At 68.4% G+C, this 25,036-nt stretch carries 16 protein-coding genes and 2 tRNA genes; 7 read left to right on the top strand and 11 right to left on the bottom strand.

From position 1 onward, the window contains the following. Positions 1–23: 23 nt before the first annotated feature. From ACF8NF_RS18535 to ACF8NF_RS18500, 8 genes are all read right to left on the bottom strand, one after another. On the bottom strand, positions 24–830 hold the full coding sequence (locus ACF8NF_RS18535) for a hypothetical protein (protein WP_392451020.1): 807 nt from the start codon (positions 828–830) through the stop codon (positions 24–26). Positions 831–862: 32 nt separating this feature from the next. Then, entirely contained in the window at positions 863–1,513 is a 651-nt protein-coding gene (locus ACF8NF_RS18530) for a hypothetical protein (protein WP_392451019.1), read from the bottom strand. Positions 1,514–1,831: 318 nt separating this feature from the next. Then, on the bottom strand, positions 1,832–2,809 hold the full coding sequence (locus ACF8NF_RS18525; protein ID WP_016449189.1) for a DUF808 domain-containing protein: 978 nt from the start codon (positions 2,807–2,809) through the stop codon (positions 1,832–1,834). A gap of 125 nt (positions 2,810–2,934) precedes the next feature. Continuing rightward, positions 2,935–4,167 (bottom strand): VWA domain-containing protein, encoded by a 1,233-nt coding sequence (locus tag ACF8NF_RS18520; protein WP_016449188.1) that lies wholly within the window; start codon positions 4,165–4,167, stop codon positions 2,935–2,937. Beyond that, positions 4,164–6,731, bottom strand: coding sequence for a DUF5682 family protein (locus ACF8NF_RS18515; RefSeq protein ID WP_034363577.1), 2,568 nt, complete (start codon positions 6,729–6,731; stop codon positions 4,164–4,166). The genes ACF8NF_RS18520 and ACF8NF_RS18515 overlap by 4 nt, the downstream gene beginning before the upstream one ends. A gap of 62 nt (positions 6,732–6,793) precedes the next feature. Then, positions 6,794–7,876 (bottom strand): AAA family ATPase, encoded by a 1,083-nt coding sequence (locus ACF8NF_RS18510; protein WP_016449186.1) that lies wholly within the window; start codon positions 7,874–7,876, stop codon positions 6,794–6,796. Positions 7,877–7,942: 66 nt separating this feature from the next. Continuing rightward, positions 7,943–9,697: a DUF5691 domain-containing protein gene (locus tag ACF8NF_RS18505; protein WP_016451377.1), complete on the bottom strand. Its 1,755-nt coding sequence runs from the start codon at positions 9,695–9,697 to the stop codon at positions 7,943–7,945. Continuing rightward, a complete protein-coding gene (locus tag ACF8NF_RS18500; protein WP_392451018.1) occupies positions 9,694–11,154 on the bottom strand; it encodes an SWIM zinc finger family protein in 1,461 nt (486 codons plus the stop codon). The genes ACF8NF_RS18505 and ACF8NF_RS18500 overlap by 4 nt, the downstream gene beginning before the upstream one ends. A gap of 481 nt (positions 11,155–11,635) precedes the next feature. On the opposite strand from ACF8NF_RS18500, the gene ACF8NF_RS18495 reads away from it, so the two are divergent. After that, complete coding sequence (locus tag ACF8NF_RS18495) at positions 11,636–12,955, top strand: putative DNA modification/repair radical SAM protein (RefSeq protein WP_016450772.1); 1,320 nt, start codon at positions 11,636–11,638, stop codon at positions 12,953–12,955. A gap of 15 nt (positions 12,956–12,970) precedes the next feature. Beyond that, the gene (locus ACF8NF_RS18490; RefSeq protein WP_392451017.1) at positions 12,971–13,810 is read left to right on the top strand and encodes a TIGR03915 family putative DNA repair protein; all 840 of its coding nucleotides are present in this window, start codon (positions 12,971–12,973) and stop codon (positions 13,808–13,810) included. Positions 13,811–13,888: 78 nt separating this feature from the next. Here ACF8NF_RS18490 and purL read toward each other — a convergent pair whose 3' ends face one another. Beyond that, positions 13,889–17,923 (bottom strand): phosphoribosylformylglycinamidine synthase, encoded by a 4,035-nt coding sequence (gene purL, locus ACF8NF_RS18485; RefSeq protein WP_392451016.1) that lies wholly within the window; start codon positions 17,921–17,923, stop codon positions 13,889–13,891. Between the two features lie 178 nt (positions 17,924–18,101). Between purL and map the strand changes: the two genes are divergently transcribed. Together map and ACF8NF_RS18475 are read left to right on the top strand one after the other, a co-directional pair. Then, positions 18,102–18,917 (top strand): type I methionyl aminopeptidase, encoded by an 816-nt coding sequence (gene map, locus ACF8NF_RS18480; RefSeq protein ID WP_016450769.1) that lies wholly within the window; start codon positions 18,102–18,104, stop codon positions 18,915–18,917. An 89-nt stretch (positions 18,918–19,006) separates the two neighbouring features. Continuing rightward, positions 19,007–21,640 carry a [protein-PII] uridylyltransferase gene (locus ACF8NF_RS18475; RefSeq protein WP_046986780.1) on the top strand — a complete coding sequence of 878 codons (2,634 nt, stop codon included), beginning with the start codon at positions 19,007–19,009 and terminating at the stop codon, positions 21,638–21,640. An 81-nt stretch (positions 21,641–21,721) separates the two neighbouring features. Here ACF8NF_RS18475 and ACF8NF_RS18470 read toward each other — a convergent pair whose 3' ends face one another. Further along, complete coding sequence (locus tag ACF8NF_RS18470; protein WP_016450767.1) at positions 21,722–23,215, bottom strand: nucleobase:cation symporter-2 family protein; 1,494 nt, start codon at positions 23,213–23,215, stop codon at positions 21,722–21,724. Between the two features lie 291 nt (positions 23,216–23,506). Further along, on the bottom strand, positions 23,507–24,046 hold the full coding sequence (def, locus tag ACF8NF_RS18465; RefSeq protein ID WP_016450766.1) for a peptide deformylase: 540 nt from the start codon (positions 24,044–24,046) through the stop codon (positions 23,507–23,509). Positions 24,047–24,309: 263 nt separating this feature from the next. Here def and ACF8NF_RS18460 point away from each other — a divergent pair, with 263 nt between their 5' ends. The 3 genes from ACF8NF_RS18460 to ACF8NF_RS18450 all read left to right on the top strand — a co-directional run bounded on the left by ACF8NF_RS18460 (position 24,310) and on the right by ACF8NF_RS18450 (position 25,031). After that, positions 24,310–24,741, top strand: coding sequence for a YbaN family protein (locus ACF8NF_RS18460; RefSeq protein ID WP_392451015.1), 432 nt, complete (start codon positions 24,310–24,312; stop codon positions 24,739–24,741). An 86-nt stretch (positions 24,742–24,827) separates the two neighbouring features. Next, positions 24,828–24,903, top strand: a tRNA-Asn gene (locus tag ACF8NF_RS18455). A gap of 52 nt (positions 24,904–24,955) precedes the next feature. Beyond that, a tRNA-Asn gene (locus ACF8NF_RS18450) sits at positions 24,956–25,031 on the top strand. The last annotated feature ends 5 nt before the right edge of the window (positions 25,032–25,036 follow it).

The raw sequence follows: 25,036 nt of genomic DNA, 5'->3' as shown, positions 1-25,036 counted from the left end.
CAGCGAAGGCGCGGGTGCCGGTCTCAAGGCCGCGCCCACTGCGCCAGCGTGTGCCGCGCCAGCGCCTCGACATCCAGCGGAGACCGGGGGTCCACCGCCAGCTCTCCCAGCATCACCATGGCCTCGGGAATCTGGTTGCGCTCGCGCAGCAGCAGGGCCTTGTTCAGCAGCAGAAAGCCGCGGGTCTGGGCATCGGGGCCGGCCTTCAGGCCGCTGTGCAGCAGGGCAAGGCATTGGTCGGGGTCGTCCTCCATCAGGGCGGCTGTCTTCCAGGCGGGAGCGAAGCCAGGGGTTTCGCGGGTCATGGCCAGGGCGGCCTGGCGCACCTTGCTCCTGTCGGTCTCCCACTCCAGGGCGAGGTAGCGCAGATAGGTGCCTTGCGGGAGCTTGCCATCGCGCTCCATGCGCAGGCTGTGCACGGCCGTCTTGGCCGTGAAGAAACCCCTGGGAGCCATTGCATCCACGCGCCGGTAGTGGCGATAGGCCGCATCGAAGTCCTTTTGCAGCAGGTAGGTGAATGCGGCGTCGTAGACGGGATAAGGCCAGTCCGGCGCCAGCTTCGAGGCGGTCTCGAAATGCGCCAGCGCAGCCCGGTTGTCACCGCGCTGCCCTGCGGCGCGGCCCAGGGCATGGGCATCGCGCGCCGCCTGGCTGACGGGTGTGGCGCGGGGCAGTTCCCAGCTGAAACGGCCATCGGCCTTGTCCAGGTCGCTGCGCTTGAGCACGCGGCCGGCGCTGTCCTTGAAGACGATGTCGTCGGCTGCCATGGCGGGCGCTGGCGCCATCAGCTGCAGTGCCAGGGCCATGGCGGCAAGCAAGGGGAGCTTCATGGTGTGCTGAGCTTGGTTCGGGAAAGCCGATATTAGGGCGCAGACGCAGACGCAGACGCAGACGCAGACGCAGGAGCGGAGCCGGCAGAAGGGGATTCACCTGCAGGCCTGCCAGTTGAGGGGGCCGTGGCGGCGGCACGCCTTCCCCTGCCCCTGGCGCGCGGGCGGGCAAGGTGATTCATTTGCCATTCCAGCGATTCGGTATCGAAGTCGAAGGCATCCAGCAGGGCAATGGCTTTCCTGGCCTCCCTGAAGTCCACTTCCGTGACGGGCGGACTGTGCCGCAGCGACAGATCGTGCTTGAGCAGCCATTGCTGCAGATCGGCCAGCGCGACGATGGAGATGCCCTGGTTGATGAGCTGTGACGCGGTGACTTGCGCCAGCATGGCCGGCGTCAGTTGCCTGCAGGAGCGCAGGCCCAGGACCTGCCTGAGCTTGGCCACCAGGGGAGTGCGCAGCTCGAACTGGGGCAGGCTCTCGAAATGGGCCAGGGATTCGAGGTACAGGTCCGGCTCCGCATGTATGGCGTCCAGGTCGTTGGGCAGATTCAGCAGTTCGCAGATGCGATTGAGGGCGGTGCGTGCGCGTTCGGTGCCGAGTTTCTCGGCCTTGCCCGCTTGCGCGACCGAGCAGCCGGCGATGACGGAGCGCAGCACATTGGCCTTGGTGAGATTGGAAATCATGGAATCCCCCTGATGAAAATCCAGGGACCCGCGCGGAATCAGCTTCAGCCGCCCGGTCCCGACAATGGCTCTGGCGCGGCGATGGGCCGTTCACGGAACCTCGGAGGCCGGCAGGCGCAAGTGCATTGCGCCGCCGCCAAGGGACAGGAGGACGCCAGGCCTTGCAGAGTTCCAGGGGAAATGCACGTGCTTGCGCCCACAGTCAAATGCAATGCGCTGAGGTGCAAATTCCATGCAGATTCCATCGAAAAGGGGGCCTGACGGCCCCCCTGGTGTGCTCTGCCGGCTGCAGCCCCGGCAGGCCTTGCTTGCGGCGACTCAGCGGCGGCGCAGGCGCTTGATGCCTTCGACAGCCGCCAGCACGATGGCGCCGGCCACGATGCCGGCCACCGCGTTGAGCACATTCACCGCCAGCACGCGCCACAGGCCGCCCAGCGCGCCCTGGGCCACGGCATCGCCCAGGCCCTCCACGGCGTGGTGCAGCGCAGGCACGCCGTGTACGAGGATGCCGCCACCCACCAGGAACATGGCGGCCGTGCCCGCAACGGACAGCCCCTTCATGAGCCAGGGCGCGGCGGCGACGATGCCCCGGCCCAGCGCGCGGGCCGCGGCGCTGGCACGCTGGCCCAGCCACAGTCCCAGGTCATCGAGCTTGACGATGCCGGCCACCAGGCCATAGACGCCCAAGGTCATGATGAGGGCAATGCCCGCCAGCACGGCGACCTGCTGCCCGAACGGCGCCGAGGCCACGGTGCCCAGGGTAATGGCGATGATCTCGGCCGAGAGGATGAAGTCGGTGCGCACGGCGCCCTTGATCTTGTCCTTTTCCATGGCGACGAGATCGACGCTCGCATCGGCATTGGCCTGGGTGAGGCGCTCGCGCTCCACGGCATCTTCCTCGGGCGAATGCAGGAATTTGTGGGCCAGCTTCTCGCAACCCTCAAAGCAAAGAAAGGCGCCGCCGACCATGAGCAGCGGCGTGACAGCCCAGGGAATGAAGGCGCTGATGAGCAGCGCCGTCGGCACGAGGATGACCTTGTTGACCAGCGAGCCCTTGGCCACGGCCCAGACCACGGGAATCTCGCGCTCGGCGCGCACGCCCGTGACCTGCTGGGCGTTGAGGGCCAGGTCATCGCCCAGCACGCCGGCCGTCTTCTGCGCAGCCACCTTGGTCATGACGGACACATCGTCGGCCATGGCCACGCTCTTGCGGGCCGCGACCTTGGTCATGAGGGCCACGTCGTCAAGGATCGCTGCAATATCGTCAAGCAGCATCAGCAAACCAGCACCAGCCATCGCGTTTCTCCAGTGAATTGTTGGGGGGCCTTGCGGCCTGGGCGCCATCATGGGGCACGGGCATGTCCTGCCCGTGTAGGAGAGGCCCGGCGGCCGGCCGGGCCACCGGCCTGAGCGGCCATCCGCTACTTGCTTGTCTTGAAGCCCTGCCCTGCCGCCCAGGCCGCCACGTCGTCGCGGCGGATGGCGGCGGCCATGAGCTGCGGGAAGGCGTCCGGCGTGCAGGCAAACGAGGGCACGCCCAGCGCGGCCAGCTTGGCGGCCAATTGTGCATCGTAGGCAGGCGCGCCTTCGTCGCTGAGCGCCAGCAGCGTGATGAACTGCACGCCCGACTCCACCAGCTCGGAGGCACGTCGCAGCAGGCCGCTTTCCACGCCGCCTTCGTAGAGGTCGGAGATGAGCACGACGATGGCATTGCGCGGCTCGCTGATCAGGCCCTGGCAGTAGCCCACGGCGCGGTTGATGTCGGTGCCGCCGCCCAGTTGCACGCCGAACAGCACGTCCACGGGGTCGGAGAGTTTGTCGGTCAGGTCCACCACCGCCGTGTCGAAGACCACCAGACGGGTAGCGACGGCCGGCAGGCTGGCCATGACGGCACCGAAGATGCTGGAGTAGACGACGGAGTTGGCCATGGAGCCGCTCTGGTCTATGCACAGGATGACTTCGCGCTGCGGGCGGCGGACCTTGCGGCCGTAGCCGACCAGGGTCTCGGGCACGATGGTGCGGTAGTCGGGCTGCCAGTGGCGCAGGTTGGCGCGGATGGTGCGGTTCCAGTCGATCTCGGAATGGCGCGGGCGGCGGTTGCGCTGGCTGCGGTCCAGCGCGCCCGAGACGGCGCTGCGCATGGGCTCTTCCAGGCGGCGCATGAGGTCGTCCACCACCTTGCGCACGACGATGCGCGCGGTCTCCTTGGTGTTCTGCGGGATGACGGAGCCCAGGGAGATGAGGTCGGCCACCATGTGCACGTCGGGCTGCACATGCTCCAGCATTTCGGGCTGGAGCATGAGTTCGCGCAGGTTCAGGCGCTCCATGGCGTCGCGCTGCATGACCTGCACGACCTGGCTGGGAAAGTACTTGCGGATGTCGCCCAGCCAGCGGGCCACGCTGGGCGAGGAATTGCCCCGGCCGCCCCGGCGCGAGAGGCTGCCGTCCTTGTTGTCTTCTTCGTAGAGCGCGGCCAGGGCCTTGTCCATCTCTTCGAGGGAGCCGCCCTTGGCGCCCAGCCCGCCGCAGCTGCCCTCGGCCGGCTGGCCCAGCACCAGGCGCCAGCGTTGCAGCCGGTTGGTGGGCTGGACAGCGGGGTCCTGCGGATCGGCGTCGGCAAGGGATGCATCGTTCACGGTGGCAGCGGTGTTCATGGCTGGGCCTCCTGCGGGCTGGACAGCAGTTGCGCGGGCAGGTTCAGGCCCAGCAGTTGATCGAGTACGGGAAGGGCAAGCACGGCGCGCGCCTCGTTCCAGGCGCCGTCGTCACCGCCGCCTGCCGCGCCTGCGGCACCTGCGGATGCAGCCGCCACGACGGCCGCACTGCCCTGCCCTCGCCGGGCCTTTTCGCCCAGACTCTGGCGGTCATGGTTGGAGAAGGCCGAGAAGCTGCGGCGCACCAGCGGCAGGATCTGGGTGAACTGGGTCTCGCCCAGCTGGGCCAGCCAGGCATCGACGGCGCCCCAGATGGCGTCGTCGTGCAGCAGCACCAGGGCCTGGCGGTTGAGAAAGCCGTCCAGCCAGGCGGCAGCGTCCAGCGGCGGCACGCCCAGCGAGAGATTGCGGCCCAGTTGCGTGGCCACGGCCTCGCTGTCCAGGCGGTGGGCATCCAGCAGCAGGCGGCAGGACGTGCCGCGCAGCAGGGCCGCGCCGGCGTCGCCCAGTGCAATGCTGCGCAGGGCGCCGAACCAGACCTCGCGCGGCTCCTCGGCATCGCGCAGGCGCAGGGCTTCATGGGCCTGCAGCACCGTGGCCTGCATGTGCCTTGCGGCGTCTTCATCCAGCGCCATGCAGGCCAGGGGCAGGCCGATGGCGGCACGCAGCGCCATGCTGTCGATCACCGTGGCCAGCGCCTGGGTGTCGGTCTGGCGCACGCTGCCGTAGCGCAGCACATTGGCCAGCGGCGGCAGCGCCTGCATGAGCTGGGAAACGTCGCCGGTGCTGGCAGAGCGGTCGGCCAGGTCGTGCATGAGGGCATCGACCAGGTGCGGCAGGTCGGCCAGCAGGGCGTCGTCGATGGTCTTGGCCAGCTCGGGCAGCGGTGTCTCGGGCGTCAGCGCCTGGCGCACCTTGGCGGCTGCAGCCTGCACCAGGGTGCCGCCGTAGCGGCTGGCCTCGATGACGCGCACGGCCAGCTCGGGCTCCCACTGCAGCTGCCAGCTTTCGCGGAAGGTGCCCCGGTTGCGCTGCTGGTCGGTGGTGACGCTGCCCCACTCTATGCCCAGCAGGCGCAGCCGGTGCAGGAAGTGGCTGCGGTCGCGGTCCGTGTCCTTGCGCAGGTCCAGGGCCAGGACCTTGGCGGCCGCCTCGGGCTTGAGGCGCAGGCTTTTTTGCTGCTGCTCGATGTCGCGCTGCAGCGGCACCTGGGGCACGTCGGCGGGCACGCCGCCGATGCGGTCGCCCACGCTGAGTTCGCGCTCGATCAGGCGCAGCGGAGCGCGCTCGCCCATGCTGATGACGGTGACGATGGCCTCGTCCAGCTCGGGCAGGCCCGGGCTGGCGTGGCCGCGCAGGGCGGCCAGGCTTTCGGCCAGGCGCGTGGCCTCGATGATGTGGGCGCTGGAGCAGTCCAGGTCCTTGGAACGCAGCAGATGGGCCACGCGCGCCAGCCAGCCGACGGTGCGCCGGGTGCTGGCGCGTGCCGGGTCGGCAGCAGGTGCGGACTGGAGCAAGGACTCGGGCGCAGGCTCGGAGCAGCGCCACAGGTGTTCATACCAGCCCGGCGAATCCACGCCCGCTCCATAGCCGCTGGACGAGCACAGGTTGCGGTAGGTCCAGGGCGCCCAGGTGGCCTGGACCTTGGCCTTGGGCAGGCCCTTGAGCGTGGCGGCATCGGCCTTGGCGGTGACCTGGGCCTGCAGGGCCGGCACATGCCATGCGCCGCAGACCACGGCAATGCGCTGATGGCCGGCCTTGACGGCCTCGCGCATGCACTGGCGCATCCAGGCTTCGCGCAGCGCCTCGCGCCGGGCGTGGCGTTCTCCGCGCACTTCGTTGGGCAGCTCGGCGCGCACCACGGCCATGGCTTCGGCAATGCCCTCGAACAGGGTGGCGCCGTCGCCGCGCTCCTCGACCATGCGGTTCCACCAGCTTTCGCCGTCGGGGTAGCCTGCGGCCTCGGCCAGCAGGTCCAGCGGATCGCGCCAGTCCCGCCTGCCGGGGTCCGAGGGATCGACGGCGAGGTCGGCAGCCGGCACGGACTGCGTGGTGTCGTCGCGGTCCAGGGCCTCGGCGGCATTGCTCTGGAGCTGGCCGCCGTCTGCCGCAGCGGCGCCGGAATCGGAGCCGGTGTCTGCATCCTGGCCTTCATCGCCCGCATCCTCGCCTGCATCACCTGCATCTGCTGCCGCCGCCTCGGCCCGGCGCCGCTCCTGCTCGGCCATGTCCAGCGCCATGCGGTGGGTCTGGGGCAGGTCGATGAAGCGCGTGGCCACGCCCTGGCGCGCCGCCCATTGCAGGGCCTGCCATTCGGGCGAGAACTCGGCGTAGGGATAGAAGGCGGCATGGGCCGGGCTGTCCTGCACATAGACCAGCATGGCCACGGGCGGCTGCAGGTCGGCATGCTGGAGCATGGGCAGCAGGGACTCGCCCTCGGGCGGGCCTTCGACCAGCAGGCAGTCGGGCTGCAGCTGCTCCAGGGCCTGCAGCAGGCTGCGCGCGCAGCCCGGGCCATGGTGGCGGATGCCGAAGAAATGAAGCGGATTGGCAGAGGTGGCCATACGGGAAGTGCGCAGGAGATGCGCAGAAGATGCGGTCGGTCAGCGGAGCGGGAGTGCGGGCTTCAGAGCTGCTCGCGGCAGGCGCGGTACAGGTCCTTCCAGTCGCTGCGCTCCTTGACCACGGTCTCCAGGTATTCCTTCCAGACCACGCTGTCCTGCACCGGGTCCTTGATCACGGCGCCCAGCAGGCCCGAGGCCACATCGCCCGCGCGCAGCACGCCGTCGCCGAAATGCCCGGCCAGCGCCATGCCGCTGTTGATGACCGAGATGGCCTCGGCCGTGGACAGCGTGCTGCTGGGCGACTTCACGCGCACGGTCTTGCCGTCCTCGGTCTGGCCGTTGCGCAGCTCGCGGAAGATCTGCACCACCCGGCGCACTTCCTGCAGGGCCGGCGGCTCGGCGGGCAGGGCCAGGGCGCGGCCCTGCTCGGCCACGCGCTTGGTGACGATCTGCACTTCCTCGTCCTGCGATGCCGGCACGGGCAGGACCACGGTGTTGAAGCGGCGCTTGAGCGCGCTGGACAGCTCGTTCACGCCCTTGTCGCGGTTGTTGGCCGTGGCGATGACCGAGAAGCCCTGCACGGCCTGCACCTCGGTGCCCAGCTCGGGCACGGGCAGTGTCTTTTCGGACAGCACGGTGATCAGCGTGTCCTGCACGTCGGCCGGGATGCGGGTCAGCTCTTCGATGCGGGCGATCTTGCCCAGCTTCATGGCGTTGACCAGGGGGCTGGGAATCAGCGCCTTCTCGGACGGGCCATGGGCCAGCAGCTGCGCGTAGTTCCAGCCGTAGCGCAGTTGCTCCTCGCTGGTGCCGGCCGTGCCCTGCACCAGCATGGTGGAGTCGCCGCTGACGGCGGCCGACAGGTGCTCGGACACCCAGGACTTGGCCGTGCCCGGCACGCCGTACAGCAGCAGGGCGCGGTCGGTGGCCAGGGTGGAGACGGCGATTTCCATCAGGCGCGGATTGCCGATGTACTTGGGGCTGACCTCGAAGCCGTTGCCGAGCTTGCCGCCCATCAGGTACTGGAGCACGGCCCAGGGCGACAGCTTCCAGTTGGGCGGACGCGGACGGTCGTCCACCTTGCGCAGGGCTTCGAGTTCTTCGGCGAATTGCTGTTCGGCATGCTGGCGCAGGACTTGGCTCATGGTGTGCTTCCGGAAAGGGATGGGAATGGGATTCGGTAGGGGGTGGGTGGCAAAGCGGGCCCGGCCTCAGGCCTGGCCGCGCAGTGCGATGAAGGCCTGGTGCAGGCCCAGACGCAGCTCGACGATGCGCTCCAGGTGGCCGCGCATGCGCTCCTCGTCCCAGGGCCGCGCGCGGCTGCGTTCGAGGCGCGCCTGCTGCTGGGGCGTGAGGGGAATGGCCGGGGCGGCTGTTGCTGCAGATGCCGAAGCGGCTGCGGTCTCTGCAACAGGCTCGGCCGGGGGCTCCGGCGCGGGCTCGACCTGTGCATCCAGCACCGAGGGCTTGCGCCACAGCTCGGCAAAGCGCTCCAGCGCGGTCACGTCCAGCATGCGCGCGCAGGACAGCAGGGCCTGGTCGGCGCGGTAGCTGTGCCAGTTGCCCGTGATCTGCTTGCCGCCCACGGCCACATGCAGTGCCTCGGTCAGCCGCGCCGACAGCGCGGGCGAGAGCAGTTCGGCACCGCCCAGCGACTGGGACATGCCCTCGATGGCGTCGATGAGCTTGTGCCTGTCGCGCTCGAACTGGGCAATCCAGCGGGACTCGCGTTCTTCGGGGGACAGCCGGGCCATGAGGGCGGGCAGCAGCGCATCGTGGCGCATGTCGCGGCCCAGGGCCTGGGCGGCATCGATCCATTCCACGTCCAGCTGGTACTGCAGGGCCCGCACCCAGCCCTGGCGCAGCGAGGATTTCCAGTCGCTGCGACGGCTCCACTCCATCACTTCCAGGGGCGTCAGGCCCAGGGCCCGGGTCCAGAAGGACACCGGGGTGAGCTGCACCATCTGCTCCAGCAGCCAGGCCTTCTTGCCGCCACGGAAGTAGGCATCAGGCTTGAGCGTGATGCCGTCGCGCTCCCATTCCTTGAGGCCTTCCTCGGGAGGCTCCACGATCCACTGGCCCTTGTCGTCCTGCTGAAGCATGGACTGCATCCAGCCCATGACGCGCTGGCTGTGCGCGCTGTCCGGCAGGCACGAGAGCATTTGTGCGGCGTTCTCGCGGATTTCCTTGCTGCGGTCGGACAGCAGTTTTTCGAGCAGCGGCTCGTCGTCCATGCCCAGCCCCACGGTCAGTGCCTGGACCATGGGCAGGCGCTCCTTGGCGCCCAGTTCCTTCAGGCTGCCTTCCAGCCGCGCACGGGCCTGGGCGGCATCGGCCGCGCGCTCGCTGCGCAGCAGGGCCACGCGCTGCTCGACCGAGCCCTCCTGCCAGACCAGTTCGGGGTCGGCGGTTTCCTCCACGCCGCTGGCATAGCTCCATTGCGGATTGAGCGCGCCCAGCCAGCGCCCGCGCTCGCCCAGCACCGGGGCCAGCCACTGGCGCAGCTCCACGGACTGGCGGCCCTGCTCCAGCGCAGGCACCAGCAGGTCATGGGGCAGGCGCTGGCCCGCCTGGTCCAGGGTGCGCAGCATCGAGGCCTGCAGCTCGAACGGCCCGTCCTTGAGCACGTCGCCCATCAGGGTCTGCAAGCGAGCATCGGCAGGCGCGGGGCGCGATTCTGCAGGCGCCGCGGCCGGCACGGCCAGCGGCGCCGGCAGGCGCACCTGCGCGCCGGGCTGCCAGCCTGCGCGCTCGAACACGGCCGCCACGGCGCTGGCGCGCAGCAGTTGCTGGGCGGGCGAGTCGCCGGGCAGGTCCGCCCGGGGCAGCAGCGCGGCCTGCACGGCCTGCTGCGACCACGGGGCAGACGGATCAACGCCCGAAGCCAGCGCAGGCGGCACGGCCAGCCGGTCCGAGCCGACCATGGCCGATTGCTGCAGCGCAGTCCAAAGTTGTGTGTTGCTCATACCGGTTCACCCTGGTTCTGCCAGATACATTGCCGGGCGCTTTCGCCCTCGCGGGCCTGCCAGGCGCTCAGCAGGCGCCAGCGGCCCACGGCCGGGCCGGGCTCCCATTCGCCAAACAGCTGCATGGGCGCGCCGCCGCTGAGCGCCAGCAGGCGCCAGGCTTCGGCATCGTCAATGGCCACGGGAACGGGTTGCACAGGCGCGGCAGTGCCGTCGGCAGACACGCCGGGCGCAGCCGCCGATGCGCCCGGCGCATCGGGCCAGGCCGCAAACCATTGGCCCTGGGCAGGCACCAGGCGCAACCCGTCCTGGCACAACGGCTGCGTGGCCTGCAGCGGGTTGGCGGCAATGCGCCGGCCCATCTGCTGCAGGACGTCGCCCACGGCCGAGGTGTCCAGCGGGCTGGCGCCCTCGGCAGGCAGCGCAGGCCCGTTGCCGTTGGCGGCAATGGCGCGCAGCGGCGCATGGCCCGGGTAGAAATTCAGCGCGCAACCGTAGCGATGGCCAGGCACCCAGGCCGATTCGAAGCCGCGCCCGCCCTGCGCATAGTCCAGCACCAGGGCCATGCGGCCCGTGCGCTGCCCGTGCAGCCAGACGCGGCGCTCCATGAGCCGGCCTTCGCGCTCGATCATGCGCAGGCCGGCCACCAGCCATTCGTCCTCGACCAGCTGGCCGCGGGCCTGCACCTCGGCCTTGTCCATGGGCCAGCCCAGCGCGGCCATCACGTCGGCCTTGACCTCGGGGCTGAGCGATTCACGGCGGCGCACGGCGTCGATGATCAGCTGCCAGTGGCCCAGCTGCACCAGCATGTCGCGCGGCCAGTCGCGGTGGCTGCCCACCAGATCCCGGCAGTCCTTGATGCGTGCCGCCATGCCCGTGGCCTGCGCATCGACCATGCGCGCGGCCATGGTGTTCCAGCGCTGGCGCATCTGGGAGTCGCCGGCCTGGTTGGCCAGGCCCGCGCGCACCATGTCCTGCATCCACAGCGACAGTTCCTGCAGGCCCGCCTCGACCTTGTCCCAGCGCTTGTCTTCGCGCCTGGCCTGCTGCCTGGCCGCAACCTCGGGATCGGGTGGCGGCTCGGCCGCCGCGGCGGCTGCCTTGGCCTCCTTCTTCTCGGCCTTTTCCTGGCGGCTGTCCAGCCAGGTCTGCACCCAGGCCGGTGGATCGCCGCCCTCGGTGACCTGGCCGCCCGCACGCATCAGCATCAGCGCCAGCCCATGCTTGCAGGGGAACTTGCGGCTGGGGCAAGAGCATTTGAAGGAGGGTCCCGACAGGTCCACCTGGGTCTGGTAGGGCTTGCTGCCGCTGCCCTGGCACTCGCCCCACACCGCCACATCGTTGGCACCCATGGTGGGCCATTTGGCGGGCGATTGCAGCCCCTTGGCGGCCTTGCTGGAGGAAGCGTCCGGCGATAGCGCCAGCACTTCGCTCTCTGTTCCTAATACACGCGACACCGAAGCTCCCTCTCCAAGTGTTTGTCATCGCCAGGCGCATTGAATGAAGAAACGACCGCGCCCGGCAAGCCCGAAAGCCTATCAGCAATAGTTATCGGCAATTTGAAACAAATCACAACAACGTCAAACCTCTCTCCCATGAACCGGGAACCCCATGGCGCGCAGCCAGCTGCGCTATATCAGCGCATGCATTGATGGCACCAAGCCGTACCAGCCTTCAGACATTGCAAAAAGACGCAGGAAACACGCATTCACCATTTCCTGCGATGCACATCGCCACCCATTGAAAGCAAGCACTCATTCCGCACTGAAAACGGTTTCATTCCATTGCACTGGCAACCATTGCAATCCGCTGGCCATTGCGATAGCCCGACAGTGCGTTCAAACCGGAGCCAGGCAAGGCCGGACCAGACCCTGGCTGGGGGATGGGCTCTCGAAAAACCGGATGTGCCAGGCAAATATACTGTATATTCATACAGCAATGGAGCTGCAACGCAAACTTTTCATCCTCGCCGACGCCGCCAAGTACGACGCCAGCTGCGCCTCCAGCGGATCGCAGGGGCGCGACTCGCTGGACGGCAAGGGCATGGGCTCGGTCACCGGCATGGGCATCTGCCACAGCTATGCGCCCGACGGGCGCTGCATCTCGCTGCTCAAGATCCTGCTGACCAATGTCTGCATCTTCGACTGCCGCTACTGCATCAACCGCAAGAGCTCCAACGTGCAGCGCGCCCGCTTCACGGTGGCCGAGGTGGTGCAGCTGACGCTGGACTTCTACCGGCGCAACTGCATCGAGGGGCTGTTCCTGTCCAGCGGCATCATCCGCTCCAGCGACTACACCATGGAGCAGCTGGTGGAAGTGGCCCGCCGCCTGCGCGAGGAGCATGACTTTCGCGGCTACATCCACCTCAAGACCATCCCGGATGCCGCCCCCGAATTGCTGGCCCAGGCAGGCCGCCATGCCGACCGCCTGAGCATCAATGTGGAACTGCCCACGGCCAGCGGCCTGGCGCAGTTCGCGCCCGAAAAGGACGGCCGGCGCATACGCCAGGCCATGCAGGGCGTGGACCGGCATGTGCAGGCCTGGCGCGCGGCCACGCGCGAGCAGCGCCAGGCGCAGTCCCTGCCCGGCGCGCCCGCGCAGCGCGCCGCCGTGCCGCGCTTCGCGCCGGGCGGGCAGAGCACGCAGATGATCGTGGGCGCCGACCGCGCAACCGATGCCGACATCCTCGAGTCCAGCCATACGCTGTATGCGGGCTACGGCCTGCGCCGCGTGTACTACTCGGCCTTCAGCCCCATTCCCGATGCCTCGCGCGACCTGCCGCCGCAGGCGCCGCCCCTCATGCGCGAGCACCGGCTCTACCAGGCCGACTGGCTCATGCGCTTTTACGGCTACGGGGCGGGCGAGATCGCGGCGGCCAGCCGCCACGGCATGCTGGACCTGGAGATCGACCCCAAGCTGGCCTGGGCACTGGCCAACCGCCAGCAGTTCCCCGTGGACCTCAACCGTGCTCCGCGCAGCCTGCTGCTGCGCGTGCCGGGCCTGGGCACGCAGACGGTGGAGCGCCTGCTGGCGGCGCGCCGCGTGCGCCGGCTGCGGCTGGACGACCTGCTGCGGCTGCGCGCCCCCGTGCAAAAGGCCCTGCCCTTCGTGCTGATCGACGGCCACCGGCCCCTGCTGGGCGAGACCGACTCGGCCGCGCTGCGCACGCGGCTGATCGCGCAGTCACAGGCCAGCCAGGCCCAGGCGCGGCACAGCGGCATGCGCGTGCAAAGCGCACTGCAGGCCAGCCTGTTCTAGAACCTGGAGCACGCCATGCACGGACAGGCCCTCACCATCGAACTCGACAGCCCTGACGACTGGCCCGGCTTTCGCGCAGCCTGCCGGGCGCTGCTGGCCCACGGCGCCGACCCCGCCCTGGTGCGCTGGCGGTGGCCCGACACGCGGGGTGCGCAGCCACTCGGCGCGGGGGTGGATCTGTTTTCCAGCGCGCCGCAGCAGGCCATGCCCGCCTCGGCACTCGCCGGGCTGGCCGGCCCCGGCGAGGCAGGGCTGTCCCTGTCGGACACCCAGATGTCCGCCCTGCGCCATGCCTGCATGCACCGCGCGGCAGGCCGCTTCGAGCTGTGCCACCGCTGGCTGGCGCGCATGCAGGCCCGGCCCGAACTGCGGCTGGATGCGCTGGATGCGGAATGGCGCGCCATCGAGGCCCTGGCCCGCCCCGTCTCGCGCGAGATCCACAAGATGCACGCCTTCGTGCGCTTTCGGACGACACAGCGACCGGACCTGCCCGAGCTGCACATCGCCTGGTTCGAGCCCGAGCACCACATCGTGCGCGCGGCGGCACCCTTTTTCTGCAAGCGCTTTGCCAACATGCACTGGGCCATCCTCACGCCGCAGTGCAGCGTGCACTGGGACGGCCATGCGCTGCGCCTGGCGCCCGGCGCGCGCCGCAGCGATGCCCCGCCAGCCGACGCGGGCGAGGCCCTGTGGCTGACCTACTACGCCAGCACCTTCAACCCCGCGCGCCTGAAGGAGCAGGCCATGCTGCGCGAGATGCCGCGCCGCTACTGGCACAACCTGCCCGAGACGGTGCTGATCTCCACCCTGGTCCAGCAGGCCCGCGCGCGCACGGCGCAGATGCTGGCGCCGTAACGGCAGCCGCCAAAAAGAAACAGAAAAAAGAAAAGGCCCCGAAGGGCCTTTGTCTGCTTTGCAGCGTCGCTCAGTGCATCAGCCCAGCCACTTGCGGGCGTTGCGCCACACGCGCATCCAGGGGCTGAATTCCGACTTGTCGCCGTTGGTCCAGCTCATCTGCACGTTGCGGAACACGCGCTCGGGGTGGGGCATCATGGCCGTGAAGCGGCCATCGGCCGTGGTCACTGCCGTCAGGCCGCCGGCCGATCCGTTGGGATTGAACGGGTACTGCTCAGTGGCCTTGCCGTGGTTGTCCACGTAGCGCATGGAGGCGATGGCCTTGTCCGCATTGCCGCGGAAGCGGAAGTTGGCAAAGCCTTCGCCGTGGGCCACGGCGATGGGCAGGCGGCTGCCGGCCATGTCCTGCAGGAACAGGCTGGGCGACTCCAGCACTTCCACCATGGACAGGCGCGCCTCGAAGCGGTTGCTCTGGTTCTGCGTGAAACGCGGCCAGTCCTGGGCGCCGGGAATGATATCGGCCAGTTCGGCAAACATCTGGCAGCCATTGCACACGCCCAGGCCGAAGGTGTCGCTGCGGCCGAAGAACTGCTGGAACTGCGCGGACAGGCTGTCGTTGAAGGTGATGGAGCGCGCCCAGCCGATGCCGGCGCCCAGCGTGTCGCCGTAGCTGAAGCCGCCGCAGGCCACCACGCCGGCGAAGTCCTGCAGCTGCGCGCGGCCGCTTTGCAGGTCGGTCATGTGCACGTCCACGGCGTCGAAGCCGGCCTCGGTGAAGGCGTAGGCCATTTCCACATGGGAGTTCACGCCCTGCTCGCGCAGCACGGCCACGCGGGGCCGCGCGCCCAGGTTCAGGAAGGGTGCGGCCGGGTTCTCGGCCGGGTCGAACGTCAGGTGCAGGTGCATGCCCGGGTCGGCAGGCTCGCCGGCTGCGGCATGCTCGCTGTCGGCGCAGGCCGGGTTGTCGCGCTGCTGGGCAATCTTCCAGCTGACGGCATCCCAGACCTGGTGCAGGTCGCTGAGCGAGGCGCCGAAGACGGACTTGGCATCGCGCCAGACCTGCAGCTCGCCCTTGCCCGCATCGACCTTGGACGAGACGGGGCGCGTCTTGCCGATGATGTGGCTGCAGGTGGACAGGCCATGCTCGCGCAGGGTCTGCAGCACGGCGGCGCGGTCGGCCGTGCGGATCTGCAGCACGGCGCCCAGCTCTTCGTTGAACAGCGCGCGCAGCGTCATGTCGTCGCGGCGGCCGCTGATCTGGGAGGCCCAGTTCTTGCCTTCGCCCGAGTCCATGCGGCTGTCGCTGATGCCGTCGCCTTCGGTGACCAGCATGTCCACGTTGATGGCCACGCCCACATGGCCGGCAAAGGCCATCTCGGCCACGGTGGCCAGCAGGCCGCCGTCGCCCTTGTCGTGGTAGGCCAGGATCTGGCCCTTGGCGCGCAGGTCGTTGACGGCATCGACCAGGGCAATCAGGTCCTTGGCGTCATCGAGGTCGGGCGTCTCGTTGCCGGTCTGGCCCAGCACCTGGCCCAGGATGGAGCCGCCCATGCGCATCTTGCCGCGGCCCAGGTCCACCAGCACCAGGGTGCTGTCGTCTTCCGAGGCGTCCAGCTGGGGCGTGAGCGTGCCGCGCACATCGTCGATGGAGGCAAAGCCCGTGATGATCAGGCTGACCGGCGAGGTCACCTTCTTGACCTGGCCGCCCTCGTTCCACTGGGTGCGCATGGACAGGCTGTCCTTGCCCACGGGGATCGAGATGTCCAGCTGCGGGCACAGCTCCATGCCCACGGCCTTGACGGTGGCGTAGAGCGCCGCGTCTTCGCCGGGCTCGCCGCAGGCCGCCATCCAGTTGGCCGACATCTTGACCCTGGACAGTTCGATGGGCGCGGCCAGCATGTTGGTGATGGCCTCGGCCACGGCCATGCGGCCCGACGCCGGCGCGTTGATGGCCGCCAGCGGCGTGCGCTCGCCCATGGCCATGGCCTCGCCCTTGAAGCCCTGGAAATCGGCCAGCGTGACGGCCACGTCGGCCACGGGCACCTGCCAGGGGCCGACCATCTGGTCGCGGTGGGTCAGGCCGCCCACGGCGCGGTCGCCGATGGTGATCAGGAAGCGCTTGGAGGCCACGGTGGGGTGGGCCAGCACGTCGATCACGGCCTTTTCCAGGGGCACGCCGGTCAGGTCCATGGGGGGCAGCTCCCGCTGCACGGTGGCCACGTCGCGGTGCATCTTGGGCGGCTTGCCCAGCAGCACGTTCATGGGCATGTCCACGGGGAACTTCTGGTCGCCCGAGGCCACGGCCGTGTCCTCCAGCACCAGCTGGCGCTCCTCGGTGGCCGTGCCGATCACGGCAAACGGGCAGCGCTCGCGCTCGCAGAAGGCCGTGAATTCGGCCAGCGATTCGGGCGCGATGGCCAGTACATAGCGTTCCTGGCTTTCGTTGGACCAGATTTCCTTGGGCGCCAGGCCGGATTCCTCCAGGTTGACGGCGCGCAGGTCGAAGCGCGCGCCACGGCCCGCATCGTTGGTCAGCTCGGGGAAGGCATTGGACAGGCCGCCGGCACCCACGTCGTGGATGGCCAGGATGGGGTTCTTGTCGCCCTGGGCCCAGCAGTGGTTGATGACTTCCTGGGCGCGGCGCTCGATCTCGGGGTTGCCGCGCTGCACGGAGTCGAAGTCCAGCTCGGCCGCGTTCGTGCCGCTGGCCATGGAGCTGGCAGCGCCGCCGCCCATGCCGATGCGCATGCCGGGGCCGCCCAGCTGGATCAGCAGGGTGCCGGCGGGGAACTCGATCTTGCGCGTCAGCTCGGAGTCGATCACGCCCAGGCCGCCCGCGATCATGATGGGCTTGTGGTAGCCGCGCATCACGGCATCGGCACCCACGCCGACCTGCTGCTCGTACTCGCGGAAATAGCCGGTCAGGTTGGGACGGCCGAACTCGTTGTTGAAGGCCGCGCCACCGAGCGGGCCCTCGATCATGATCTGCAGCGGGCTGGCGATGTGCTCGGGCTTGCCCACTTCGCTGCCCCACAGCTTGGAGACCGTGAAGCCCGACAGGCCGGCCTTGGGCTTGGAGCCGCGGCCCGTGGCGCCCTCGTCGCGGATCTCGCCGCCCGCGCCGGTCGATGCGCCGGGGAAGGGAGAGATGGCCGTGGGGTGGTTGTGCGTCTCCACCTTCATGAGGACGTGGTTGACGGCCTTCTTCTTCTGGTAGCTGGGCGCCTTGATCTTGTCCAGGGCTGCCTCGAAGGTGGCGACGAAGCGCTCGACCTCATGGCCTTCCATGATGGAGGCGTTGTCCGAGTACGCGACCACCGTGTGCTGGGGCGAGACCTGGTGCGTGTGGCGGATCATGCCGAACAGGCTCTTGTCCTGGGCCACGCCGTCAATGGTGAACTGGGCGTTGAAGATCTTGTGGCGGCAGTGCTCGCTGTTGGCCTGCGCGAACATCATCAGCTCCACGTCCGTGGGATTGCGCTTGAGGCCCTTGAAGGCGTCGACCAGGTAGTCGATCTCGTCGTCGGCCAGGGCCAGGCCCCATTGGCGGTTGGCAGTCTCCAGCGCCGCGCGGCCGCCGCCCAGCACATCGACGAACTCCATGGGAGCGGCTTCCAGGGCGGAGAACAGCTGCTCGGCCTCGGCGCGCGTGGCGAAGACCGATTCGGTCATGCGGTCGTGCAGCAAGGCGGCGATCCGTGCAGTCTGCTCGGCCGAAAGTTCAGGCGCGCTGCCCAGCACATTGCTCAGCAGGCCCGTCTTGAAGGCGATGCGGTATTCGGTGATGCGCTCCACGCGGAACACGCCCAGGCCGCAGTTGCGGGCAATGTCCGTGGCCTTGGAGGCCCACGGGGAGATCGTTCCCAGGCGCGGCGTGACCACCAGGGCGGCACCGTCGGCCGGGCCTTCGTAGGGATCTCCATAGGTCAAGAGCGCCTGGAGGCGCTCTTGCAATGCGGGCGTGGGTGCGGCGTCCGTGGCCACCAGGTGCACGAAGCGCGCGGCAATGCCGGTGATTTTGGGATGGATGGCGACCAGGTCGGTCAGAAGCTGCTGGGCGCGGAACGAGCTGAGAGCGTTTCCACCCTCGAACTGTGTCAGATGCAAGGTCACGTGGCGGCCTGTTGGGTGAGGAGGCTTGTGAAAAGCGCCCTGCGGCCCCGCCCGGCTGGGGGCAGGCCGCAAGGCGCTGAATCGGTGAGGCCGCCATTTTACCGGGCTGCGCCGTCCCGGTGGCGACAGCCGCCCCTTACCCCTGCACGTCCAAAGGCGCAATGGGATAATTGCGGGCATGAGCATCACCATCAAGAGCGCCGAAGACATCGCAGCCATGCGCGTGGCATGCCGCCTGGCTTCGGAAGTGCTGGACTACATCACCCCCCACATCAAGCCCGGCATCACCACGGCCGAGATCGACCGGCTGGGCGCCGAATGCATGGCGCAGCAGGGCACGGTCTCCGCCACCATCGGCTACCAGCCGCCTGGCTACCCGCCCTATCCCGGGCACCTGTGCACCTCGGTCAACCATGTGGTCTGCCACGGCATCCCCAACGACAAGCCGCTCAAGAAGGGCGACATCGTCAATGTGGATGTCACGGTCATCACCAAGGACGGCTGGTACGGCGACAACAGCCGCATGTTCCTGATCGGCGAGTGCTCCATCGCGGCCAAGCGCCTGTCGGCGCTGACCTTCGACGCCATGTGGCTGGGCATCCAGCAGGTCAGGCCCGGCGCCACGCTGGGCGACATCGGCAACGCCATCCAGACCTTTGCCGAAGGCCACGGCCTGTCGGTGGTGCGCGAGTTCTGCGGCCACGGCATCGGCCAGAAGTTCCACGAAGAGCCGCAGATCCTGCACTATGGCCGCCCCGGCACGGGCACCGTTCTCGAAGAGGGCATGGTCTTCACCGTCGAGCCCATGCTCAACCTGGGCAGGCGCGAGATCAAGGAACTGGGCAAGGACGGCTGGACCATCGTGACCAAGGACCACAGCCTCTCGGCCCAGTGGGAACACACCCTGGTGGTCACCAAGACGGGCTACGAAGTCATGACCCTGTCGGCCGGCTCGCCCGCGCTCCCGCCCTTCGTGACCGCCACGAGCTGCTGAGGCTCGGCATGTTTCTTGCGTGATGCGCAGGCAAAATGGCACTGCGCCCGGGGCACCCGCTCCAGGCGCCTCCCCTGCCCTGGCCGCGCATGAAACAGATCACTGACCACACTCCTTCCAACTCTGCGCCCGCAGCCCCGGATTCGCTGGAGCAGTTGCGCGCGCAGTACGCCCTCGATCGCGGACGCTGGATAGGCTCGCTGCTGGCGCCCACCATGGGCCGGCGCGGCGTGCGCCTGGTGCTGCAGCACCTGAGCGATCTGGCCGACACGCTGCTGCGCGCGCTGTGGCACCGCGCCGGCATGCCTGCCGAGGCCTGCCTGGCCGCCGTGGGAGGCTATGGCCGCGCCCAGCTGTTTCCCTACTCCGACATCGACGTGCTGGTGCTGCTGCCGGCCACCGGCACGGCAGACCCGGAGCTGACCTCGCGCATAGAAAAGTTCATCGGCAGCTGCTGGGACGCGGGCCTGGAGATCGGCTCCAGCGTGCGCACGCTGGCCGAATGCCTGCAAGAGTCCGGGCGCGACCTCACCGTGCAGACCGCCTTGCTGGAGTCGCGCCGCATCTGCGGAAACGAGCCGCTGTTCGGCGAGTTCCAGCAGCGCTACCAGGCACAGATGAATGCGCGCGCCTTTCTGTCCGGCAAGCTGCTGGAAATGCGCCAGCGCCACAACAAGTACGAGAGCACGCCCTACTCGCTGGAGCCCAACTGCAAGGAATCGCCCGGCGGCCTGCGCGATCTGCACACCATGATCTGGCTGGCCCGCGCCGCAGGCCTGGGCCACAGCTGGCAGGCCCTGGCGGAAAAGGGACTGATCACCGATTTCGAGCGCCAGCAGCTCGAAGACAACGAGGCCATGCTCAGCCTGATACGCGCGCGCCTGCACGCCGTGGCGGGCCGGCACGAGGACCGCCTGGTCTTCGACCAGCAGACCGCCGTGGCCGAGGCCTTTGGCTACCGCTCCACCTCGGCCGAGGGCCGCAAGCTGGCCATGCGCGCCAGCGAGACGCTGATGCGCCACTACTACTGGGCAGCCAAGGCCGTGACCCAGCTGTGCCAGATCCTGCGGCTGAACATCGAGGAGCGCCTGAACCCGCGCCCCACGCCGCGGATCCGGCTGAACTCGCGCTTCTACGAGAAGGCCGGCACCATCGAAGTGGCCAGCGACGATCTGTACGAGCGCGAGCCGCATGCCATCCTCGAAACCTTCCTGATGTACGAGACCCATGTGGGCCTCACCGACCTGTCGGCACGCACGCTGCGCGCGCTGTACGGCGCGCGGGACCTGATGGATGCGGCCTTCCGGCGCGACCCCGTCAACCGCGCCACGTTCATGAAGATCCTGCAGCAGCCCAGCGGCATCACGCATGCCATGCGGCTGATGAACCAGACCTCGGTGCTGGGGCGCTACCTGTGGCCCTTCCGGCGCATCGTGGGCCAGATGCAGCACGACCTGTTCCACGTCTACACGGTGGACCAGCACATTCTCATGGTGCTGCGCAATGTGCGGCGCTTTTTCATGGCCGAGCATGCGCATGAGTACCCGTTCTGCTCCCAGCTGGCCAGCGGCTGGGACAAGCCCTGGCTGCTGTACGTGGCCGCGCTGTTCCACGACATCGGCAAGGGCCGCGGCGGCGACCACTCCATCATCGGCGCCGTGGAGGCCAAGCGCTTTTGCCGCGCCCACGGCATTGCGCGCGCCGACGCCGAGCTGATCGAGTTCCTCGTGCGCGAGCACCTGACCATGAGCCAGGTCGCGCAAAAGCAGGACCTGTCGGACCCCGAGGTGATCCAGGCCTTTGCCGAGCGCGTGGGCAACGAGCGCAACCTCACGGCGCTGTACCTGCTCACCGTGGCCGACATCCGTGGCACCAGCCCCAAGGTGTGGAGCGCCTGGAAGGGCAAGCTGCTGGAGGACACCTATCGCCTGACCCTGCGCGTGATGGGCGGCCGCGCGCCCGACGCGGCCGCCGAGATCGAGGCGCGCCGGCGCGAGGCGCTGGTGCAGCTGGCGCTGACGGCCCAGCCCTTCGAGTCCCACAAGAAGCTCTGGGACACGCTGGGCGTGGACTACTTCATGCGCCACGAGGCCGCCGACATCGCCTGGCACACACGCCACCTGTCGCGCCACGTGGGCACCACCCGCCCCGTGGTGCGTGCGCGCCGCTCACTGGCGGGCGAGGGACTGCAGGTGCTGGTCTACGCACCCGACCAGCCCGATCTGTTCGCGCGCATCTGCGGCTACTTCGACCGCGCAGCGTTTTCCATCCTGGATGCGCGCGTGCACACGGCCCACAACAGCTATGCGCTGGACACCTTCCAGGTGGTGGCGCCCGCCATGCAGGAGCAGTACCGCGAACTCATGCACATGGTCGAGAACGACCTGGTCGCCGCCCTGATGGAGGGCGGACCGCTGCGCGAGCCCTCGCCCCGGCGCCTGTCGCGCCGCGTCAAGAGCTTCCCCTTCGCGCCGCGCGTCACGCTGCGACCCGACGACAAGGCCCAGCACTGGCTGCTGTCCATCTCGGCCACGGACCGCGCCGGCCTGCTCTACACCGTGGCGCGCATCCTGGCCCAGCACCACCTGAGCGTGCAGTTGGCCAAGGTCAGCACGCTGGGCGAGCGCGTGGAGGACAGCTTCCTCATCGAGGGTGCGGAGCTGCAGAACAACCAGCGCCAGCTGCTCATAGAGACCGAGCTTTTGCAGGCCCTGGCAGTCTGAGCCGATTGCGCAAAAAAAGCCCGCCCTGTTGTGCAGGGCGGGCTCGTCGGGTTCATGCGCTGGCAGGCGGGGATGCAGCCATCAGTGCATGGCGGACGCAGGCGCCGACACCGTGGCCACTTGCTTGCCCTCGCGGTCATAGAGCTTGCCGTCGACCACCCGGTCGCCATCGGCCAGGGCAGACAGCACAGCCTCGCTGAGCACGCGCTCCGATCCGGCGCCGAACACCGATGGCTCTTCGGGGTTGCCCTGCTTGAAGTGGTTGAAGACCAGGTTCAGCAGCAGCACGGTCACCGCAGTGGAGCTGATGCCCGAATGGAACATGGTGGCGAACCAGTCCGGGAAGTGGTGATAGAAGTCCGGCTTGACCATGGGCAGCACGCCCATGCCGATGGACGCCGCCACGATGATCAGGTTCATGTTGTTGTGATAGTCCACCTTGGCCAGCGTGCGGATGCCGCTGGCTGCCACCGTGCCAAAGAGCACCAGGCCCGCGCCGCCCAGCACCGAGGGCGGCACGCAGGCCACGATGCGCCCCATGATGGGCAGCAGTCCGAAGGCGATCAGGATCAGCCCGCTGAAGGCCACCACATAGCGGCTCTTGATGCCCGTGACCGCGACCAGGCCCACGTTCTGGGCAAAGGCGCTCTGCGTGAACGAACCGAAGAACGGGGCCACCACGCTGGACAGCATGTCGGCACGCAGGCCGTCGGCCAGGCGGCGCGAATCCACGCGGGTGCCCACGATGTCGCCCACGGCCAGGATGTCGGCCGAGGTCTCCACCAAGGTCACCAGGATCACGATGGACATGGAAAGCGTCGCCGCCAGGCTGAAGGTCGGCCAGCCGAAGTGCAGCGGCATGGGCACGGCGAACCACGCACCGCTGCCCACCTCGGAAAAGTCGGACTTGCCGATCATGGCCGCCACCGCCGTGCCGATGACGATGGCCAGCAGGATGGACAGGCGCGAGATCATGGCGTTGCCCAGCTTGCTCAGCGCCAGCACGATGACCAGGGACAGCCCGGCCAGGCCGATGTTGCCCATGCTTCCGTAGTCGGCCGCCTGGGGATTGCCACCCATGGCCCAGTGGGCGGCCACCGGCATCAGCGACAGGCCGATGATGGTGATCACGCAGCCATTGACCAGCGGAGGAAAAAAGCGCGTGAGCTTGGAGAAGATGGGCGCGATGATCAGGCCGAACACCGAGGCAAAGAGCACGGCGCCCAGCACCCCCTGCATGCCGCCGCCCGTATGCAGGATGCTGACCATGGTGGCCACGCCCGAGAAGGACACGCCCTGCACCAGCGGCAGGCGCGAGCCGAAGAACGGAATGCCCAGCGTCTGCAGCAGCGTGGCCAGCCCGCCCATGAAAAGGCAGGCCGTGATCAGCAGGCCCGTGTCGGCCGCCGACATGCCCGCCGCATTGGCCATGACCAGGGGCACGGCCACGATGCCGCCGTACATGGTCAGCACATGCTGCAAACCATAGAGGGTGTTGGCCGTGAGGCCGAGTTGCTCGTCCTCCGGGCGGATGTCTGCGCCCAGGGCCGGCGCATTGCCAGAACTTTTTTCCATCGCTGTCTCCTTGTCCTCTTGTTCACAGAACGCCGGACAAGTACGCGGCAGCCGGATGGCGGCAGGCGCGCCCCCGCGCACCCTTTGCCGCCGACCCGATAGGCCGCGCTCTCCTGCATCCTGCATCGCGAAGCCCGGTGGCTGCTTGGCAGCTCTTGGCGGGCGCACGCACACAATCCCCGCCTTCGCGGGAAGTGCCACTGTACGGCGCCAGCATGGAAAAATTGTCTACCGATTTGTATACAAAGACCTGACCGCAGATCCTGGAATTACAGCGGCAAGCAAGTCCGCTCAGTCATCCTCGGCAGCGCTGATGCCGGGGAACAGCACATCGGTGAAGCCGAACTGGCGGAAGTCGCGCATGCGCATGGGATAGAGCTTTCCCCAGAGGTGGTCGCACTCATGCTGGACCACCCGCGCATGAAAGCCATCCACCGTGCGATCGATCGCATCGCCAAAGACATCGAAGCCCGTGTAGCGGATACGGCTCCAGCGCGGCACCATGCCACGCATGCCGGGTACGGACAGGCAGCCTTCCCAGTCCATCTGTTCGTCTTCGCCGATGGGCGTGATGACCGGGTTGATGAGCACGGTGCGCGGCACCACCGGTGCATCGGGGTAGCGCGGATTGGGCAGGCCGGAGCCGAACACCACCATCTGCAGGTCCACGCCAATCTGCGGCGCGGCCAGCCCCGCGCCATTGGCGGCATGCATGGTGTCCAGCAGGTCGCTGAGCAGCAGGTGCAGTTCGTCGGTGTCGAATTCGGTCACGGGCTGGGCGACGCGCAGCAGGCGCGGATCACCCATTTTCAATATGGTGCGTACAGTCATGGCAGTGCACGGTGATGCAGGAAATGCGGGTCGCCAAGCATAGCGGGCGCACCGCGCACCTTGACCACACCCACCTGCTTCGCCCCCCCGATCCCCCCCTCTCGGCCCCCTTGGCCGCCATGGCCACACCGCGCTGGCACAATCGCAGCATGCCCAGCACCGCCAGAGAGTCAGCCGCCGCGTCCCCAGAGGACCGTGACACAGGCGCGCAGCAAACACCCGCGGCACAGGCCCGGCAGCCGGATGCCACTGCGCAGGCAGGCATGGCGCAGGCGCAGGCGCAGGCGCAGGCCTTCAATGATGATGATCCCCCTCCCCTGCACCGCATGCCGGCCGCGCCGTTGCGCTGGGCGCTGCAGCTGTTTGCCTGCCTGAGCCTGGCGACGGGCATTGCCGGCATCTTCATTCCAGGATTGCCCACCACGGTGTTCGTGCTCATGGCCGGATGGGCCGCGGCGCGCAGCTCGCAGCGCATGCACACCTGGCTGTGGCGCCATCGCCTGTTCGGGCCCATGCTGCGCAATTGGGCGCGGGGTGGCTGCGTGAGCCGGCGCGCCAAATGGAGCGCCAGCGCCATGATGAGCCTGTGCGCCGTCATCCTGCTGTGGACACGCCCGCCCGCCTGGGTACAGGCCGTGGCGCTGACGTCCATGGGCTGCGTGCTGGTGTGGCTGTGGTTCAGGCCAGAGCCCTGAGAATGAAGGCCTGCGGCAGGCCTGCTGAAAAAAATTCCCCGAGTTTTCTGTGACGTGTTTTTTACGTCATATAATCTAGGTCTTGTTCCTCAATAGCTCAGTTGGTAGAGCGCCGGACTGTTAATCCGTAGGTCCCTGGTTCGAGCCCAGGTTGAGGAGCCAAAGAATTTCAAGACCCTGCAATCGCACAGGATCTTTGTCGACAGACACGTATTCCTCAATAGCTCAGTTGGTAGAGCGCCGGACTGTTAATCCGTAGGTCCCTGGTTCGAGCCCAGGTTGAGGAGCCAAATTT

Source organism: Delftia sp. WSY_22 (assembly GCF_043104185.1).
GTDB classification, from domain to species: domain Bacteria; phylum Pseudomonadota; class Gammaproteobacteria; order Burkholderiales; family Burkholderiaceae_C; genus Comamonas; species Comamonas tsuruhatensis.
Note: the sequence above shows the minus strand (reverse complement) of the source record. Positions and strands in the feature narration are given on the sequence as shown.

Excerpts from the sequence above, each read along its gene's own strand:
- ACF8NF_RS18535 (WP_392451020.1), bottom strand. The coding sequence starts at position 830 with ATGAAGCTCCCCTTGCTTGCCGCCATGGCCCTGGCACTGCAGCTGATG.
- ACF8NF_RS18530 (WP_392451019.1), bottom strand. The coding sequence starts at position 1,513 with ATGATTTCCAATCTCACCAAGGCCAATGTGCTGCGCTCCGTCATCGCC.
- ACF8NF_RS18525 (WP_016449189.1), bottom strand. The coding sequence starts at position 2,809 with ATGGCTGGTGCTGGTTTGCTGATGCTGCTTGACGATATTGCAGCGATC.
- ACF8NF_RS18520 (WP_016449188.1), bottom strand. The coding sequence starts at position 4,167 with ATGAACACCGCTGCCACCGTGAACGATGCATCCCTTGCCGACGCCGAT.
- ACF8NF_RS18515 (WP_034363577.1), bottom strand. The coding sequence starts at position 6,731 with ATGGCCACCTCTGCCAATCCGCTTCATTTCTTCGGCATCCGCCACCAT.
- ACF8NF_RS18510 (WP_016449186.1), bottom strand. The coding sequence starts at position 7,876 with ATGAGCCAAGTCCTGCGCCAGCATGCCGAACAGCAATTCGCCGAAGAA.
- ACF8NF_RS18505 (WP_016451377.1), bottom strand. The coding sequence starts at position 9,697 with ATGAGCAACACACAACTTTGGACTGCGCTGCAGCAATCGGCCATGGTC.
- ACF8NF_RS18495 (WP_016450772.1), top strand. The coding sequence starts at position 11,636 with ATGGAGCTGCAACGCAAACTTTTCATCCTCGCCGACGCCGCCAAGTAC.
- ACF8NF_RS18490 (WP_392451017.1), top strand. The coding sequence starts at position 12,971 with ATGCACGGACAGGCCCTCACCATCGAACTCGACAGCCCTGACGACTGG.
- map (WP_016450769.1), top strand. The coding sequence starts at position 18,102 with ATGAGCATCACCATCAAGAGCGCCGAAGACATCGCAGCCATGCGCGTG.
- ACF8NF_RS18475 (WP_046986780.1), top strand. The coding sequence starts at position 19,007 with ATGAAACAGATCACTGACCACACTCCTTCCAACTCTGCGCCCGCAGCC.
- ACF8NF_RS18470 (WP_016450767.1), bottom strand. The coding sequence starts at position 23,215 with ATGGAAAAAAGTTCTGGCAATGCGCCGGCCCTGGGCGCAGACATCCGC.
- def (WP_016450766.1), bottom strand. The coding sequence starts at position 24,046 with ATGACTGTACGCACCATATTGAAAATGGGTGATCCGCGCCTGCTGCGC.
- ACF8NF_RS18460 (WP_392451015.1), top strand. The coding sequence starts at position 24,310 with ATGGCGCAGGCGCAGGCGCAGGCGCAGGCCTTCAATGATGATGATCCC.